Source organism: Streptomyces sp. NPDC001903, from assembly GCF_042891345.1.
GTDB lineage: Bacteria > Actinomycetota > Actinomycetes > Streptomycetales > Streptomycetaceae > Streptomyces.
Map to the genome: position 1 here is coordinate 455,775 of NZ_JBIASZ010000003.1, position 17,157 is coordinate 472,931.

Here is a 17,157-nt window from a genome sequence, read left to right on the forward strand (position 1 = left end):
CAGCGGTGTATGGAACCGGGGAGAGGGTGACGGCATGAGCGCCATGACCAGTGGAGTCGGTGCGGAGCACGCGGGCGCCGGGGTGCGGGGTGCCGCGGTGGCGGCGGCCGGGGGGCTGCTCGCGGCGGGGGCCCTGCACGTGGTGTGGGTGTTCTCCCCGTGGCCGCTGCGTTCGCGGGCCGAATTCGCGGCCGTGGTGGTCGGGGTGGAGGAGGCGCGGCTGCCGTCCGGGCCGCTGACGCTCGCGGTGGCGGGCGCGCTCGGCGCCGCCGCCGGGCTGGTGGCGACCGCGGCCCGGCCGCCCGGCCGGTTCGGCGCCGGCCGGCCGGTACGCGCCGGTCTGTGGGCGGTGTCCGGAACCCTGGCGGCGCGGGGGCTCGGCGGGCTGGCTGCCTCCGGGCTCGCACTGGGGTCCAAGCCGGCCGAGTTCCGCCGCTGGGACCTGCGGCTCTACTCGCCGCTGTGCGTCGCGCTGGGCGGGCTCAGCGGATACGTGGCCCTGCGCACCCGGCGCCGCCGCGCCTGACCGGCGGCGACCCCGCGGCGGGCGCGGCCGTACGCGGCTCGGCCCGGCCGCCGAACCCGGCCGCGAGGCCGCCGGGCCACGAGGCCGCCGGGCCACCAGCGCGCTGCGAGCAGAGCCGCGTACGGCCCGCGGGCCCGGCGCCGGTCGGCGCGGTTGCGTCAGGCGGTCGTCGTCTCGGCTGCGGTCCGGGCCCGGTCCAGGATGGTTTCCGTGTCCACGCCCGTCGGGAGCGTCCCGTACGCGCCGCCGTGCTCGCCGCCCAGGCGCGAGGCGCAGAAGGCCTCCGCCACCGCGCCCGGGGCGTGGCGCAGCAGCAGCGACGCCTGGAAGGCCAGGGCCATCGTCTCGGTGAGCTGCCGGGCCCGGTACTCGGCCTCGGCCGGATCGGCCAGCTGCTTGTGGAGCCCGGCCACCGCCGCGTCCAGGTGCCGGTCGGCCCCCGCCGCCAGCCCGACCTCCTCGAAGAAGGCCTCGACGGTCTCCGGCTGCCGGGCCATGGCCCGCAGCGAGTCCAGGGCGGCGACGTTGCCGGAGCCCTCCCAGATCGACGACAGCGGGGCCTCCCGGTAGAGGCGCGGCATGCCGGAGTCCTCGATGTAGCCGTTGCCGCCCAGGCATTCGAGGGCTTCGGCGGCATGCCCGGGGGCGCGCTTGCAGACCCAGTACTTGGTGACGGCCAGCCCCAGCCGGCGCAGCAGCGCCTCGTCCTGGCTGCCCTGGGAGACCCGGTCCGTGGCGCCCGCCAGGCGCAGGGCGACGGCGGTCGCCGCCTCGGATTCGAGGGCGAGGTCGGCGAGGACGTTGCGCATCAGGGGCTGGTCGACGAGCGCCTTCCCGAACGCCCGCCGGTGCGTGGCGTGGTGGACGGCGCGGATGGTGCCGAGGCGCATGCCGGACGCCCCGCCGAGCACGCAGTCGAGCCGGGTCATGTTGACCATCTCGATGATGGTCGCGACGCCGCGCCCCTCCTCCCCCACCAGCCAGCCGAAGGCATCGTCGTACTCGATCTCGGCGGAGGCGTTGGACCGGTTGCCGAGCTTGTCCTTGAGGCGCTGGAGCAGCAGCCGGTTGCGGCTCCCGTCCGGCAGCACCCGCGGCAGCAGGAAGCAGGAGAGCCCGCCCGGGGCCTGGGCCAGCGTGAGGAAGACGTCCGACATGGGCGCGGAGGTGAACCACTTGTGCCCGGTCAGCCGGTAGGTGCCGTCCGCGGCCGGGACGGCGGTCGTGGTGTTGGCGCGTACGTCGGAACCGCCCTGCTTCTCGGTCATCGACATGCCCGCGATCAGGCCCTGCTTGGTGTCCGGCCGGCGCAGTCCGTAGTCGTACGTGCGGGAGGCGAGCAGCGGCTCCAGCCATGCGGCGAGCTCCGGGGTGGCGCGCAGCGCCGGTACGGCGGCGTACGTCATGGAGACCGGGCAGGAGTGGCCCGCCTCGACCTGGCCCCAGACGAGGAACTTCGCGGCCCGTGCGACGTGCGCCCCGGCCCGGTCGTCGGCCCAGGGCGCGGCGTGCATCCCGTGGGAGACGGCGGTGCGCATCAGCTCGTGCCAGTACGGGTGGAACTCCACCTCGTCGACGCGGTGGCCGTAGCGGTCGTGGGTGCGCAGCACGGGCGGGTTCTCGTTGACCACGCGGCCCCATTCCGCGGCCTGTTCGGAGCCGGCGAGGGCGCCGAGCCGGTGGAGCTCGGGTATCGCCCACGCGGCGCCCTCGCGGGCGACCGCCTCCAGCAGGGCCGGGTCGGCGGCCGCGTCGTAACCGTGGTGCGGGGGCACCTGGTTGGTGACCTCATGCGTCTGCGGCATCGTGTCCTCCAAGGGCACGCAGGGTGAAGGTGATCAGGCCGGGGATGACGTCCCCCGGGGCCGCGTCCCCGTCGGCCAGGGGACCGACGAGCGCTTCGGCGATCGCGCCGACGAGCGCGGCGGCCGTCAGCTCGGGCGACTGCGCGGGCAGTTCTCCGGCGGCCACGCCCGCCGCGATCTGCTGCGCGTACACGTCGCGGAACGCCCGCCGGAAGACGAGGCGTTCGGTGTCGACGGCGGGATCGGCCGGCTCCGCCAGCAGGGCGAAGGCCCGGCGCGGCGCTTGCAGCGCCCGGTACGCGAAGGTCTCGACGGCGGCGGCCACCCGCTGCGCGGCGCCGCCCGGCCGCTCCGCCGCGGCGGTCACCGCCTCCAGCTCCCGGGCCACGAGCGCGCGGAAGAGCGCGGCGGCCAGCTCGGACTTCCCGGAGAACGACTGGTACACGCTGCCGGTGGAGATCCCGGCCTCGGCGGCGATGGCCGCCACCGAGCAGCCGCCGTACCCCTCCCGGGACAGCAGGCGGACGGCGGCTTCGAGCACCCGCTCGCGCCGGGCGTCGAGGCGGGCCTGTACGGAGGGCGGGCGACGGTAGGGCATGGAAGGATTGAAGCACCGATTCACTGCTTCACACCAGCCCCGGGCCGGGTCCCGGCCGCGATCCGGCCCGATCGGCGAGACACCCCCTAGCCGAGGGTCGCCGGGGTGGGGCCGTCGGGGCGGACGGTGATGCTGTAGGCGGCCTTGGCCGGGACGGAGCGGAAGACCGGGACGTGCGCGGGCAGCAGGTGTTCGAGGAGGACGGTCGACTCGCGGAGCGCGAACCGGAGGCCCAGGCAGGCGCGGGGGCCGATGCCGAAGGGGAGGTAGGCGCCGGGGTGGGTGGGGCGGCCGTCCGGGGAGGTGAAGCGGCGGGGGTCGAACCGCTCGGGGTCCGGCCACAGTTCGGGGTCGCGGTGCGTGAGGTACGGGCAGACCACCACGTCGAAGCCCGCTTCGACGGCGTGGCCGGCCAGCTCGTCGGCCTCGACGGCGTGCCGGGGCAGGATCCACGCCGACGGGTAGAGCCGGAGGGTCTCGTGGACCAGGGCCTGGACGGCTCGGCGGCGGTCCGCCGAACCGGGAGCGCCTGCGGCGAGGGCCTCCTCGCGGGCCGCAGGGTGTTGGTCGAGCAGCAGGTAGAGCCAGGTCAGGGTGGTGGCGGTGGTCTCGTGGCCGGCGACGAGCAGCGTGATCAGCTCGTCGCGGATCAGCCGGTCGGTGTACTCGGGGTGTTCGGCCGCCGCGCCGGTCAGGAGGTGCAGGAGGCCCGGGCCGTCGGGCCCGGCCTCGCCGCCGCGGGCGGCCGCGATGGCGTGGTGCGCGACGGCGTCGATCCTGGCGAGGTCGGCGGCGACGGCGTCCCGGGCTCCGGCGGTGTCGGCCGGCAGGGTCGGCATCGCGGCCACCACGGCGGCGACGGCGCCCAGTTCGCGCTCGGTTCCGTCGTCGAGGGGATGTCCGGTGAGGGAGCGCCAGATGGTGTCCAGCGCGAAGCGGCGCATCTCCAGGCCGACGTCGAACGGCTGCCCGGTACGGGCGTACGCGGCCCAGCGCTCGGCGGTGACGCGGGCCGCCTCCGCGATCCGCCGCTCGTAGCGGCGCATGCCGGTGCCGGTGAACTGGGACTGCAGCAGCCGCCGCTGGCTCTTCCAGGCCTCGCCGGTGGCGGCGAGTACGCCGTCGCCGATCAACAGGCGGGCGCGGTGGGAGCGTTTGACGTACCGGTCGGGGTGGAGGGCCAGCACGTGCCGGACCGCCGGGGGGTCGGTGACCAGGACCGTGGGGCGCGGGCCCAGGCGGAACGCCGCGACCCCGCCGAGCCGTTGGCGTACCAGGGCCAGCAGATCCACCAGTTCGGCGCCGTCGGAGCGCCACCGCTCCACGAGGGCGGGGTCCAGCTCCGGGACCGGCCGCCCCGTGGGGGCGGCGGGCGGACGCGGGTCAAAGCCGGCTTCGGTCGCCACGGGTCTTCTCCTCTTCGGCCGCTGTTCCCGGCCCCTGACGGAGCCCGGGCATCACGGACTGTACGGGAGCGGGCGCGACCCGTGACACCACGCCTGACCCGTGGCACCACGCCCCTGGACCCGGCCGCGGGCCTGCGCCGCGGCCGGGTCCAAAAGACACCCCTAGCGCACCATCCTCGGCAGGCGCAGGCTCAGGAGCACCGTCAGGGCGATCATGGCGAGCTGGACGAGCAGCGTGACGGTGAGCGCGTCCCGCATGCCCGCCGACGGGACCAGGGCGAGGAACAGGCTGCCCAGGGTGGCGACGCCGAGGGCGAGGGCGGACTGCTGGGTGGTGATCATGACCCCGCCGCCCACGCCCGCCCGGTCGGCCGGTACGTCGGACAGCATCAGCCGCATCAGGACGGGCAGTTGGAGCCCCTGGCCGAGACCGGCGACCGCGACGCCCGGGGCGAGCGAGAGCAGGCCGAGGTCCGGCCAGCCGTGCAGGACCTCGAGGATGAGCAGGGTGACGCCGACGCCTTGGAGGACGCCGCCCGCGGTGACGACGCGGCTGCCGAACCGGCCGACCAGCCTCGGACCGGCGAGCGAGGCCCCGAAGAAGGCCACCGCCATCGGCACGAGTGCGAGCCCCGCCTCCACCGGCCCCATCCGCAGGCCCTGCTGCAGGACCACCGCGATGACGAACATGAAGCCGCTGAAGCCGATGGAGAACGGCACCAGCAGGGCCAGCCCGCGCCGCAGCGACTGCAGCCGCAGCAGGCTCGGCGGCACCAGCGGGGTGCGGCCGAGCCGGTCGGCGCGGCGCTCGGTCCGGTGGAAGGCCGTGGCGGCCACGGGGAAGACCGCGAGCGAGACCCACGTCCACAGCGGCCAGCCCGCGGCCCGCCCCTCGGTCAGCGGCAGCAGCAGGGACACGAGGGACAGGGCGAGCAGCAGCGTCCCCGGTACGTCGACCGAGGCCGGCCGGTCCGAGCGGGTCTCCGGCACGGCGCGGGTGGCGAGCACCAGCCCGAGGACCACCACCGGCACGTTGACCAGGAACACCGAGCGCCAGCCGAAGCCGGCGACGTCGGCGGCGACCAGGACACCGCCCAGGATCTGCCCGGCGACCATGGACAGCCCGGCGGTGGCCCCGTACAGGCTCATCGCGCGGGCCCGGCGCGGCCCCCGGGTGGTCGCCTGGATGGTGGCGAGCACCTGCGGCAGCATCAGCGCGGCCGCGGCGCCCTGCGCCACCCGCGCCCCGACCAGGGTCCAGGCGGTGGGCGCCAGCCCGCACAGCAGCGAGGTGACGCCGAAGGCGGCCATGCCGATCAGGAAGAGCCGGCGCCGTCCGGCCATGTCGCCGAGGCGGCCGCCGAGGACGAGGAGCACGGCGTACGCGACGCCGTAGCCGCCGACGATCAGCTCCAGCGTGGCCGGTCCGGCCGCGAGGTCGCTGTCGATGGCGGGCAGCGCCACGTTGACGATGAAGAAGTCGATCAGGGGCAGGGCCGCGCCCAGCAGCACGGTGAACAGCCCGAGCGGGCCGATCACGGCCGGGGCGGGACCGGGATGCGCGGCCGCGGCGGGGGCCGGCCCGGAGGCCGGGCGGCCCGCCGGGGCGGACGGGGAGGGACGGGTGGTGCGTACGGTTGCTTCGCTCACAACGGAAACGATCGCCCCGGGCTCAGCCTGGTACCAGAGTCTTCTTATCCTGGTACAAGGAATACCTGGCAACGGGATGAGCGGTGCGGCACCCTGGTTCCATGACCACTGTTGCGCCCGACAGCGACGTACGCCGGCACGAGCTGGCCGAATTCCTGCGCAGCCGCCGGGAGCGGATCACGCCCGAGCAGGTGGGGCTGGTGCGCGGCCGCCGCCGGCGCACCCCGGGGCTGCGGCGCGAGGAGGTCGCCCAGCTCTCCGCCGTCGGCGTCACCTGGTACACCTGGCTGGAGCAGGCCCGCGAGATCCAGGTCTCCCCGCAGGTCCTGGACGCCCTGGCACGCGCGCTGCTGCTGGACGCGAGCGAGCGCACGCACCTCTTCGCGCTGGCCGGCAGCCTCGATCCGGCCCCGCACGCGCCGTGTCCGAGCGTGACCCCGGCGCTGCGGGCGATGCTCGACCAGCTCGGGCCGATCCCGGCCTGCATCCAGAACAGCCGGTACGACATCCTCGCGTACAACGCCACCTACGGGCGGCTGCTGTGCGACCTGGACGCGGTGCCGCGCGAGGACCGCAACTGCCTGTGGCTGGCGTTCACCAACGCGGACTGGCGGGCGTCGATGGCCGACGTCGCCGAGGTGAACCGCACGATCGTCGCCAAGTTCCGGGCGGCGATGGCGGAGCACCTCGCCGAGCCGGCCTGGAAGGCCCTGCTGGCGCGGCTGGAGGCGCGCTCGCCCGAGTTCCGGGAGCTGTGGGCGCGGCACGAGGTGCTCGGCCTGGGTGCCAAGACGAAGTACGTCCGCAACGCGCACGTCGGCCTGCTGCACCTGGAGCACACCAACCTGTGGCTCGGGCCGGCGGCGGGCCCGCGCCTGGTGACGATGGTGCCGGTGGACGAGGCGAGCCGGGCGGGCCTGGAGCGGCTGGCGGGGCTGGAGCTCCCGGCCCGCCGAGGACGGCCGGAGCGGCCGGAGCCGCCGCAGCTCCTCGCGCCGACCGCGGTCTGAGGCCCCCCGCCTGCCCGCCGCCCCCCTTTACGGGTTCTCGGCTTTACGGGTGCTCGGCCAGCCCCTGCGGCAGCCGGCCCGTGTGCACCACCCCGAGGGTCTGCGTGGCCCGGGTCAGGGCGACGTACAGATCGCTCGGCTCGTGGTCCGCGGGCTCCACGACGATCACCGAGTCGAACTCCAGCCCCTTGGCCTGGCGCGGGTCCAGCAGCACGACCGGATGGGTGAGGTCCGGCTCCTCCCCCGCCCGTACGCCGGGCAGTGCGGCCGCCAGCGCCCCGTGCAGCGGGCGCGGCGCGATCACCGCCAGCCGGCCGCCCCGCCCCCCGGCCTCCGCCGGGGCGCCTTCGCGCACCGCCTGCGCGACCGCCGCGGCCAGGTCGTCCGTCTCCCGCACCCAGGGCCGCCGCCCCGTGGACCGCACCGAGCTCGGCGGCTCGAACCCGGGGTGGCGGGCCCGGAGCACGGCGGCCGCGAGGTCCATGATCTCGGCGGGCGTACGGTAGTTGACGCCGAGGCGCACCAGCTCGAAGCGGTCGCCGACGTACGGGTCCAGGATCCGCTTCCACGATCCGCAGCCCGCCTCGTCGCCGGTCTGGGCCGGATCGCCCACCAGCGTCATGGACCGGGTGGGACAGCGCCGCATGAGCAACCGCCAGGCCATCTCGGACAGTTCCTGCGCCTCGTCGACGATGACGTGCCCGAAGGCCCAGGTGCGGTCGGCGGCGGCCCGCTCGGCGGCGCTGCGGTGGTCGGCCTCCTCCTGCCGCTCCGCCATCCGCTCGGCGTCGATGATGTCGTGCGCGGCGAGGAACTCGTTCTCCATGTCCTCGAACTCGTAGCTCTCGGACCCCTGTGACAGGTCGAGGACTCCCTGCGCGTACGCGATGCGCTCCTGCCGTTCGCGCTCCTCGGCGGCGCGCTGCGCGCTGTCGTCGAAGCCGAGCAGCTCGGCGGCCTCGTCGAGCAGCGGGATGTCGGCGGGGGTCCAGTCGTCGGTGGTGCGCCGGATCAACTCGGCTTCGTGGGCCGGGAGGTGGGTGGGGTCGGCGAGGAAGTCGGCGATGAGCTGCCGGGGTGTGAGGGGTGGCCAGAGGCTGTCGATCGCGGCGTGCACCTCGGCGCTGGTCGCGATCTCCTTGCCGAGCTGCGCGATGTCGTCGGCGCCCAGCAGGTTGGGGCCGCCGTACGGGTCGGCGCCGAGCCGGTCGGCGAGCTGCTGCGTGAGGGAGTCGATGACGCGGAAGGCGAAGTAGGGACGGGCCAGGTTGTGCGGCAGCCCGGTGGCGCGGGCCCGGTCCCTGGCCTCGTACGCCATGGTCCGGTCCAGCCGCAGGGTGCCGTAGTCGTCGTGGTCGATCTCCAGGGCCGGCTCGGGCAGCACGGCGCTGTCCTCGCCGCTGTCCGCGGGGACGGTCTCCGGCAGCGCCTGCCGGTCGCCTACGACGAGGGCGAGCACGTCGGCCATCTCGGCGCGGCCCTTCACCGCGGCGGCGCCGGGCCGGTCGGTGCCGGTCGCGCGCACGCCGGGGAACAGCTCGCCGAGGGTGGAGAGCAGGACGCCGGTCTCGCCGAGGGAGGGGAGGACCTCGCCGATGTAGCCGAGGAACGCCGGGTTGGGGCCGACGATCAGCACGCCGCGCTTGGCGAGCAGCTCGCGGTGGGCGTAGAGGAGGTAGGCGGCCCGGTGCAGGGCGACGGCCGTCTTCCCGGTTCCCGGACCGCCCTCCACCACCAGTACGCCGCGGTGGGGCGAGCGGATGATGCGGTCCTGCTCGGCCTGGATGGTCTGGACGATGTCGTGCATGCGGCCGGTGCGGGCGGCGTCGAGCGCGGCGAGCAGCACGGCGTCGGCGTCGGCCCCCTCGTGGCCGGTGCGCTCGGTGTCGGCGAGGTCGAGGATCTCGTCGTGCAGGGCGGTGACCTCGCGGCCGCGGGTGGTGATGTGGCGGCGCCGGCGCAGGCCCATCGGGAAATGCCCCGTGGCGAGGTAGAACGGGCGTGCCACGTCGGCCCGCCAGTCGAGGACCAGGGGGGTGCGGTCCGCGTCGTCCTGCCTGATTCCGATACGGCCGATGTGGTGGTCCTGTCCGTCGGAGAACTCGAGGCGGCCGAAACACAGGCCGTTCTCTCCGGCGTTCAGCGCGGAAAGCAGACCGGACTGCTCGGCGACGACCACGTCCCGCTCCAGCCGCGCCTGAAACCCGGTGCCGCCCCCGGACAGCGCCTGCTGCACGGCCTGTTCGGCCTGGTCGCGCAGGTCGTCCAGGCGCGCATAGAGCGCGTCGATGAATTGCTGCTCATTACGGAATTCCACAGTTGACAATTCCACTCCCGACCCGATACGATGTCCTCGTAAAGCTTCTTCACGCCCTGCCGTCATCAAGGCGTGAAACATCAAATATACGCAGACGAATACCCCGGCCGTCAATTGATCCGGGGTATTTCTGTATCGCGGCGCACGACCCGCGCATATCGCACAGATGACCGACTCCGGCGGGCCGATGTCACCCGGACGGCTCACCCGTCAGGCTTTCGGCGCCATGCACTGCTTTGGTGGAGACACAGAGCTGTCCACCACATGGAGCACTCTCATGTATGAAATGCAGGTCGGTGAGGCGGCCACAGGGCCAGGCCTCGTATGGCACGTCGTCGCCCGTGACCGCCGGGCCACCCTGTGCGGCCGCCCCCTCCAGCCGGGAGGCAACGCCGAAACGGACCACCACTGCATGCCCTGCATGACGGCCTTCCAGGACGTCATGCGGGAGGGCTCCGCGGAGTCCTGACAGTGGGGGTGACCAACCGTCGAACCACGAGCCGCCGCCGGCACCGGGACCTCCCGGCGCCGGCGGCGAGTGGTTCACCGCCCGACAGTAGATCAAAGTAATCCTTATGACTTTTCCGGCTGTTATCGTATCCACTTATGAAAACGATCGGACTGCTCGGAGGAATGAGCTGGGAGTCGACCGCCGAGTACTACCGGCTGTTGAACCGACTCACGCGCGACCGGCTCGGGGGGCTGCATTCGGCCCGGTGCGTGCTGTACTCCGTGGACTTCGCGGAGATCGAGCGGCTCCAGGCCGCGGGCCGGTGGGCCGAGGCCGGTGAGGTGCTGGCGGACGCCGCCCGCCGCCTCGAAGCGGCCGGCGCGGATCTCGTCCTCATCTGCACCAACACCATGCACAAGGTCGCCGACCGGGTCCAGGCGGGGATCACGGTGCCGCTGCTGCACCTCGCCGATGCGACCGCGGACGCCGTACGGGCGGCGGGGCTGACACGCGTCGGCCTGCTGGGTACCGCGTTCACGATGGAGCAGGAGTTCTACCGCGGCCGACTCGCCGCGAGCGGGCTGGAGGTGTGCGTCCCCGACGCCGAGGGGCGGGCCCTCGTGCACCGGGTGATCTACGAGGAGCTGTGCCTGGGCATCGTCCGCGACGAGTCCCGCGCCGCCTACCAGCACGTCATCGAGGGGCTCGTGGCCGCCGGAGCCCAGGGGATCGTCCTCGGCTGCACCGAGATCGAGCTGCTGATCGGCGCCGGGGACAGCCCCGTACCCGTCTTCCCCACCGCCCGGATCCACGCCGAGGCCGCCGTCGAGGCGGCGCTGTCGACCGGTCCGCACATGGCTTGATTCCATCGCTGCTCGGAATCGAGCGGTCCGCTGCATGCCATCATTCGGCGCTATCAAGCCAACCGAGGGGGGTGGGCGTGGTCATCGAGAACTGGCAGCAGGCCGCCGTGGCCGCAGTCGTCGTGGTGGTGCTGGGCCTCGTCCTGTGGTCCATGCGACACCGGATCAAGAAGCTCCGGATCCGCCTGTGGGGCCTCGCCGTCGAGGCCGCCCCGGAGGGTGACCCGGCCGAGCAGGCCGTGCACACGAAGCGCTCCAAGATCCTCAAATCCCTGGTCAGCACGGTCAAGGGAGGCAAAGTCGGGATCGTGGACACCAAGGTCAAGGACAGCTGGATCGTCGTACGCAAGGACGACGACCCCGAGCCCGACCCCGGAACGGGTCCCGGGAACGGCCCCGGGACCGGACCTGGTACCGGCACCGGCACCGGGCAGCCCGCCAACTGATCCGGTCGGCAGCGCTCAGGGAACTTCCGGGGGGAAGACAGCGTGCACGTGGACCGCGTCGAGCAACTGGCGCACGCCGCCCGTCTGATCAGCGACGGCGCCTCGCACCGGGCCCTGTTCTTCGAGGGCGACGAGGGAATCGGCAAGACCGCACTGCTCGTCGAGGTCCACCGCCGGCACGGCGACAGCACGGTCTGCTACGTCGACCTCGCCACCACGTGGGCGGCCTTCGACGTCCTGAACCACATATACCGGCAGGCATCAGGGCAGGGCATCCGCATGGACTCCTTCCGCGCGCTGAAGCAGCGCTACGGCGAGGTGCCGACGGTGAACTTCCAGGGGATGTCGATGAACCGCTCGCACCTCGACATCGCCCTGAGCGTCAACGCCGACCGCGAGACGCAGAACTCGGCGATGAGCGACGAACTCGTCGCGCGTCTCGCGGAGTCGGCGACCGGGCCCGGCTCCGGCCCGATCGTGGTCCTGGACGGCTTCGACCGCTGCGAGCCCCCGCTGCAGAGCTGGATCAGCACCGGCTTCCTGCCGGACCTGCTCGCCACCCGCCGCATCACCGTCTTCCTCGCCGGGCGCACCGTCCCCGGCCTCTCGCACCCCTACGCCGGCGCCGTCCGGAACCTGATCCTGCCGCCGTTCGACGCCGCGACCGTCCAGGAGTGGATCGACCTGGCCGGCATCGAAGAGCTCAAGGGCTCCGCCGAGGAGCTGTGCAGCCGACTGGACGGGCTGCCCTCGGCGATCTCGGAGTTCCTGTCCCACTTCACCCGGGAGGGCTGACCCCTGGACACGGATCCCGTCCTGCGCCGCATCCGCGGTGCGTTCGCCGCGCTGCCGCCCGCCCGCCGCTCGCTGCTCGAACACCTCTGCGTGTACGACTGGTTCGATCCGGACATCGTCGCGTACACCGCCGATGCGCTCGGGGTCCCGGCCGACAGCGGGCCGCTGCTACGGCTCCCCGTGATCGAGCCCCGCCCGATGGCCGCGACCGAGGAGTTCCGGCTGCGGCCCCTGCTGCGCAAGGACCTCCTCGACCGGCTCGGCGAGGAGGAGACCGCGACGCTCGGACGCGCGCACCGGCTGGCCGCCGCGTACTACCACCAGCCGCTCGAGCCGTTCAACACCGACAGGATCGGCTGGTACGTCGAACAGGTCCACCACCTGGCCTGTTCCCGTCCGGACCGGGCCCTGAGCCGACTGGCGGCCTTCTCCCACACGGCCCTGCTCGCCGGCCATCCGGAGGCGGCGAGCCGGGCGGCGGCCGCCGCGCTGAAGTCCGGGGCGGACACCCGCGAGCTGACCCTCCTGGCGGAGGTCGTGCGGTCCGTCGCGCTGATCCTGGCCGCGCAGGCGGAGGTCGACGGCCGGGCGATCGTACGGCTGGACGGGCTGCTGGCCGGTTCCCGGCCCCCGCGCGACCTGGCCGCCGCGCGGATCGGCCGGCTCGCCCGCGACCTGGTCACCTACTACAGCGAACGCCAGGCCCCCGCCCCCACCCTGACGGCGGCGCTGGCCCTGGAGGCCGGGCGGCGCCCGGACCGGCGGGGCATGCCGCAGGTGTCCGCGAGCCTGTCCGTCGCGGAGGAGTTCGCGCACTTCCCGCACACCGTCATGCTCCGCGACCACGTGGTGGAGGTGGTGGGCCGGCGCAAGGCGTACCACTCCATCACCTCGACCCTGTACGCCTCCGGCACCCGGGACACCCACGCGGTCATCGACATCTTCCCGTGGGTCTACGGCGAGACGCTGGACAAGCTCGACATCCGGGACGCGAACGGCGGAGTCGTGCCCTCGCTGAAGCGGGTCGAGGTGCAGTCGTACATCGCGAACGCGGTCTCGTACTGGCTCGCCGACGAGGGAGGGGAGGAGGGCGACTCCGGCCCCGCCCGCACCGGCGGCGACGCCGGCCGGGGCCGCGGCCTAGAGGTGCGCGCCTCGCAGCGGGAGATCTCCGCCGCCCTCGGCTCCGCCGTGCAGGGCCGCCAGCACGATGCCGTCGCGACGCTGCTGGAGAGGGCGATCGAGGTCACGGGCGGCGACCTGGGCGCCCGGATCCGTGCGGCCACCCGCTACCTGCCGCTGGTCGCCGAGTTGGACACCGCGTACGGCACCTCGCCGCGGCTGCGCTACGGCTACGACGGCAAATGCGTCCTGCACCGCCACGGGCTGCTGGGCGTATCGGCGGAGCTGGACCTCTGCCTGCCGACCGAGGCCCGCAACCAGCTGACCGTCCCCACCCCCGAAGGGGCCGAGCTGGCCGGCATCGGGACCTCCGACCCGCGGTGGGCCGTCGAACCGGTCTTCGCCCCGTCCGACTGGGACGAGGGCGTCCCCCAAGGCCTGCCGGAGCAGTTCGACGTCAGCTTCCGGGAGTCCCCGGAGAGCGAGGGACCCGCCGGGGAGGGGCCCCACCGGGTGGGACTCACCAAGCTCCGGCTGTACTACGTGCCGCGCCGCAAGGACGTCCGCCGCGTCACCTGGGTCAACCTGCTCTGCCTGCTCGTCTGCCTGGCCGCGACGATCGTGGAGCTCTTCGTGGAGTACGCCGAGTGGTCCCGTGTGATCCCCGTCGCCGTGTTCATGGCCGGCATCCTGGAACAGCTCCAGAACCGGCGTCAGCATGCCTCCGGCAGCGCCGAGGTGCTGCACGTCTACGCGAACCGCCGGCTCAACCTGATCAACGGCATGGGCATGGTCGCCGCCCTGCTGGCGACCTCCGCCCTCTCGGTGGGCACTCCGGTGGTGTCCCTGTCGATCACGGTGTCCTCCTTGGCCGTGTGCCTGGCCACCGCCTGCGTACTGCTGGCCGCGGCCGCCGGACGGCGGCGGGCCCTGCAGGCCCGTGCCGCGTCACGCGTCCTCGCCTAGGCACACCGTGATGTCATACGGGCAAGCAGGCCGCGAGGGCGGCGGCACGGACCCGGGCGGACCCATGGGCACACCTCAGTCGGGAGCCGGCGCGGAGCCGGACGGCGGCGGCCACCAGCAGGAGGGGCGGCACGCCGACTGGTTGGAACTCTTCTTCGACCTCGTCTTCGTGGCGCTCGCCGCCCAGCTTTCGCACCGGCTGCACGGCGATCCGAGCCCGCGCGACTTCGCCGTGTTCCTGGGGCTCTACTTCCCGCCCTGGTGGCTGTGGATCAACCTCATGGTCTCGGCGAACCTCTTCGTCGACGACAGGCCCCGCCGCCGGCTGCTCATGCTGTCCGCCATGCTCTGCATCGCCGTCATGGCCTGCGCCGTGCCCGAGGCCGACACGGACCGCGGCTCCGTCTACGCCCTCGGGTACGCCGGCACCCGGCTGGTGCTGCTCGGGCTGTGGTGGCCTGCCACCAAGTACCCCGAACCGGTGCGCGTCCCGCGCTGGCGCCCGCTGAGCTACTGCCTGGCCTCGGGCCTGCTGTGGGCCGCCTCGGCCGCGGTGCCCGCGCCCTGGCAGTACGTCGTGTGGGCGGTGCTCATCGCCGCCGAGATGGCGCTGCTGCTCACCGCGCGCGGCCGCGGGCTGCCCGCCCGGCTCGACACCGGGCACATCGTCGAGCGGGTCGGCCTCTTCGTCATCATCGTGCTCGGCGAGTCCGTGATCGCGCTGGTGACCTCGGCCGACCACACCTGGACCCCGCGGGCCGCGGTCGTCGGCGTCCTCGGCTTCGTCCTCCTCGCCGCGCTCTGGTGGTCGTACTTCGACTTCGGCTCGACGTCGGCCGAGCTGATGCTCGCCGGGGCGGACGACCGCCAGGCCTACCTGCTCGCCCGCGACGTGGCCGGCTTCCTGCACTTCTTCGTGACCGCGGGCGTCCTGTGCATGGCGGCCGGGCTGGCCACCGCCGTCGAGGAGGCCGACCACGCGAACCTGCCGACCGGCGCGGTGTGGGTGCTGGCCGGCGGACTGGCCCTCTACCACGCGGCCCACGCGGCCATCGCGCTGCGGTACGGCCGCTCGCCCGCCGCCGTCGCCGTATGGGCCGTTCCCGGCATCGGAATCCCGTTGCTCGTCGTCTGGGCCGCCGGCCACCTCGCGCCCTGGCTGGTCGTCCTGCTGCTGGCCGCCGAGGCCATCGCGCACCTCTTCTACGCGCGCAAGCTGCAGCGCCGCCGCCTTGCGGCGGCGGCCACCGCCTGACCCCTCACGGCAGCACCGGGAGCAGCTGCGGGCGTTTGGCCGTGCGGGCGTCGCCCGAGGAGCGGCCGCGCAGGCGCCTGCCCAGCCAGGGGCCCAGGAAGGCTGCGGCCCAGCGCAGTTCGGCGGCGATCGTGGGCCGGGCCGGCCGGGCCTCGGGCAGCGGGTGCGTCCACGAGTCGTCGCTGCCCGGCAGCCCGAGGGCGTCCGCCAGCGAGGCGGCGATCCGCTCGTGGCCGAGCGGACCGGCGTGCAGCCGGTCCGCGCTCCACAGCCGGGGGTCGGTGACCACCGGATGGTGTCCCGTCTCCACGACGGTCACGCCGTGGCGGGCCGCGGCCGTGCGGATCCGGTCGTTGAGGGCGTTCACGCGCGGGGTGAGCGGCCGGGCGAGCGGGGTGATCCGCGCGAGGTCCGGGAAGGTCATGGTGAGGACCCGGGCGCCCTGGGCGGTGAGCGCGGCGAACATCGCCTCCAGGTGGCCGGCGACCTCGTCGGCGTCGAAACGCGGCCGCAGGATGTCGTTGACCCCGGCGACCACGGTGGCGAGGTCGGGGCGCAGCGCGAGGGCCGGTGCGAGCTGCTCGGCTCGGACCTGCCCGGCGAGCCGGCCGCGGACGGCCAGGTTGGCGTACCGCACACCGGGTTTGTGGAGCGCGAGGTGCTCGGCGAGCCGGTCGGCCAGCCCCCGCAGGCCGGTGCTGTCGTCGCCGTCCCCGAGGCCCTCGGTCTGGCTGTCGCCGAGGGCCACGTACCGCAGGTAGGGGTGCTCAGCGCGCGGCACGGGCCGCCTCCCGCTCCCGCAGGACCGCGATCGTGCGCTCGCACCAGTCGCGGTTGCCCTGCTCGAAGGCGAGACCGCGCAGGCAGGTCAGGTACGGGCCGATGCGCTCGCCGACGCGCAGGAACTCCTCTTCGCCGCGCTCGCCGCGCATGGTGCGCAGCAGGCCGCCGAACAGGTCGACCTTGGCCCGGGCGAAGGCGGCGCGCTCGGTGAGCTGCGCGATGAGCGTCGCGGTGTCGACGTGGTCGGCGGCCTGGACCTTGACGATGAGGTCGTCGCGGATGGAGGAGGGCTTGGTGGCGGCGGCGGTGAACCGGTCCAGCTCGGCCAGCCCGGCGCCGGTGACGGCGAACAGGCGCTTGTTGGGCCGGGTGTCCTGGACGATTTCCCGGCCGGCGATCAGCCCGTCCTGCTCCAGCCGGGCCAGCTCGGCGTAGAGCTGCTGCGGGAGGGCGTGCCAGAAGTTCGCGACGCCGAGGTCGAAGGCCTTCGCCAACTGGTACCCGCTCAGCTCCTCGTCCAGCAGCGCCGCCAGTACGGCGTGGCGCAAAGCCATCGGATCGCCTCCTTCTCGCCTCTGTGCACGGACACTGCCCGCATGATACTCAAGAAACTGACTAATCACATTGATGAGTAGATGACCTCTCAGGGAGAAGCCGTGACCGCAGCAGACCGCTTCCGCGCCGCCGTCGACAGCCGTGACCTCGCGGCGCTGGAGGCCCTGTTCACCGAGGACGTGCGCCTGTACAGCCCCGTGAAGTTCACGCCGTTCGAGGGGCGGCCGATGGTGCTGGGGCTCTTCGGGGTGCTCCTGCGCACCTTCGAGGACTTCCGCTACATCGGCCAGTACACCGGCAGCGCCGAGACCGGCGTCGACGGCTCCGTGGCCCCCTCGGAGGTCCTGCTGTTCCGGGCCACGGTGGGCGGCAAGGCGATCCACGGCATCGACCTGGTCCACTTCGCCGAGGACGGCCGGATCAAGGAGTTCACCGTGATGGTCCGGCCGCAGTCCGCGGTGCACGCCCTGGGCGAGGCGGTCCTCGCGGGCCTGGTCGCCGACGGCCTGGCCCCGGCCGCGGGGCCCGCCGGTCGTTAGGCTGCCGGGGCAGCAAGCGATCGTACGCACGCCCGGAGGAAACCGGTGGACATCCGCTCGGCCCAGCAGC

At 73.7% G+C, this 17,157-nt stretch carries 16 protein-coding genes; 9 read left to right on the top strand and 7 right to left on the bottom strand.

The genetic code is table 11. The features are described 5' to 3' along the window. Window positions 1-34: 34 nt before the first annotated feature. Entirely contained in the window at window positions 35-526 is a 492-nt protein-coding gene (locus ACFYZS_RS08810) for a DUF3995 domain-containing protein (protein ID WP_389008384.1), read from the top strand. 158 nt (window positions 527-684) lie between these two features. Here the strand turns inward: ACFYZS_RS08810 and ACFYZS_RS08815 are convergent, their stop codons facing one another. From ACFYZS_RS08815 to ACFYZS_RS08830, 4 genes are all read right to left on the bottom strand, one after another. Then, window positions 685-2,331, bottom strand: a complete 1,647-nt coding sequence (locus ACFYZS_RS08815) for an isovaleryl-CoA dehydrogenase (protein WP_389008387.1) — start codon at window positions 2,329-2,331, stop codon at window positions 685-687. After that, window positions 2,315-2,929 carry a TetR family transcriptional regulator gene (locus ACFYZS_RS08820; RefSeq protein WP_389008390.1) on the bottom strand — a complete coding sequence of 205 codons (615 nt, stop codon included), beginning with the start codon at window positions 2,927-2,929 and terminating at the stop codon, window positions 2,315-2,317. The genes ACFYZS_RS08815 and ACFYZS_RS08820 overlap by 17 nt, the downstream gene beginning before the upstream one ends. Before the next feature lie 86 nt (window positions 2,930-3,015). Next, entirely contained in the window at window positions 3,016-4,335 is a 1,320-nt protein-coding gene (locus tag ACFYZS_RS08825) for a cytochrome P450 (protein ID WP_389008393.1), read from the bottom strand. A 162-nt stretch (window positions 4,336-4,497) separates the two neighbouring features. Further along, window positions 4,498-5,985, bottom strand: coding sequence for an MFS transporter (locus ACFYZS_RS08830; protein ID WP_389008396.1), 1,488 nt, complete (start codon window positions 5,983-5,985; stop codon window positions 4,498-4,500). Between the two features lie 101 nt (window positions 5,986-6,086). On the opposite strand from ACFYZS_RS08830, the gene ACFYZS_RS08835 reads away from it, so the two are divergent. Next, on the top strand, window positions 6,087-6,995 hold the full coding sequence (locus ACFYZS_RS08835) for a helix-turn-helix domain-containing protein (RefSeq protein WP_389008399.1): 909 nt from the start codon (window positions 6,087-6,089) through the stop codon (window positions 6,993-6,995). 43 nt (window positions 6,996-7,038) lie between these two features. Here ACFYZS_RS08835 and ACFYZS_RS08840 read toward each other — a convergent pair whose 3' ends face one another. Continuing rightward, window positions 7,039-9,378 (bottom strand): HelD family protein, encoded by a 2,340-nt coding sequence (locus tag ACFYZS_RS08840; RefSeq protein WP_389008838.1) that lies wholly within the window; start codon window positions 9,376-9,378, stop codon window positions 7,039-7,041. A 211-nt stretch (window positions 9,379-9,589) separates the two neighbouring features. On the opposite strand from ACFYZS_RS08840, the gene ACFYZS_RS08845 reads away from it, so the two are divergent. The 6 genes from ACFYZS_RS08845 to ACFYZS_RS08870 all read left to right on the top strand — a co-directional run bounded on the left by ACFYZS_RS08845 (window position 9,590) and on the right by ACFYZS_RS08870 (window position 15,210). Further along, window positions 9,590-9,781: a hypothetical protein gene (locus tag ACFYZS_RS08845; RefSeq protein WP_037845637.1), complete on the top strand. Its 192-nt coding sequence runs from the start codon at window positions 9,590-9,592 to the stop codon at window positions 9,779-9,781. A 137-nt stretch (window positions 9,782-9,918) separates the two neighbouring features. After that, complete coding sequence (locus ACFYZS_RS08850; protein WP_389008402.1) at window positions 9,919-10,626, top strand: aspartate/glutamate racemase family protein; 708 nt, start codon at window positions 9,919-9,921, stop codon at window positions 10,624-10,626. A gap of 77 nt (window positions 10,627-10,703) precedes the next feature. After that, complete coding sequence (locus ACFYZS_RS08855; protein WP_389008405.1) at window positions 10,704-11,072, top strand: hypothetical protein; 369 nt, start codon at window positions 10,704-10,706, stop codon at window positions 11,070-11,072. A 42-nt stretch (window positions 11,073-11,114) separates the two neighbouring features. Then, window positions 11,115-11,867 (top strand): hypothetical protein, encoded by a 753-nt coding sequence (locus tag ACFYZS_RS08860; RefSeq protein ID WP_389008408.1) that lies wholly within the window; start codon window positions 11,115-11,117, stop codon window positions 11,865-11,867. A gap of 90 nt (window positions 11,868-11,957) precedes the next feature. After that, window positions 11,958-13,955 carry a hypothetical protein gene (locus tag ACFYZS_RS08865; RefSeq protein ID WP_389008410.1) on the top strand — a complete coding sequence of 666 codons (1,998 nt, stop codon included), beginning with the start codon at window positions 11,958-11,960 and terminating at the stop codon, window positions 13,953-13,955. Window positions 13,956-14,019: 64 nt separating this feature from the next. Continuing rightward, entirely contained in the window at window positions 14,020-15,210 is a 1,191-nt protein-coding gene (locus ACFYZS_RS08870; RefSeq protein WP_389008413.1) for a low temperature requirement protein A, read from the top strand. Window positions 15,211-15,214: 4 nt separating this feature from the next. Here ACFYZS_RS08870 and ACFYZS_RS08875 read toward each other — a convergent pair whose 3' ends face one another. Next, window positions 15,215-15,991: an SGNH/GDSL hydrolase family protein gene (locus tag ACFYZS_RS08875; protein ID WP_389008416.1), complete on the bottom strand. Its 777-nt coding sequence runs from the start codon at window positions 15,989-15,991 to the stop codon at window positions 15,215-15,217. Beyond that, window positions 15,978-16,547 (bottom strand): PadR family transcriptional regulator, encoded by a 570-nt coding sequence (locus ACFYZS_RS08880; RefSeq protein ID WP_389008419.1) that lies wholly within the window; start codon window positions 16,545-16,547, stop codon window positions 15,978-15,980. The genes ACFYZS_RS08875 and ACFYZS_RS08880 overlap by 14 nt, the downstream gene beginning before the upstream one ends. 81 nt (window positions 16,548-16,628) lie before the next feature. On the opposite strand from ACFYZS_RS08880, the gene ACFYZS_RS08885 reads away from it, so the two are divergent. Then, complete coding sequence (locus ACFYZS_RS08885; protein ID WP_389008422.1) at window positions 16,629-17,087, top strand: nuclear transport factor 2 family protein; 459 nt, start codon at window positions 16,629-16,631, stop codon at window positions 17,085-17,087. Window positions 17,088-17,157: the final 70 nt, after the last annotated feature.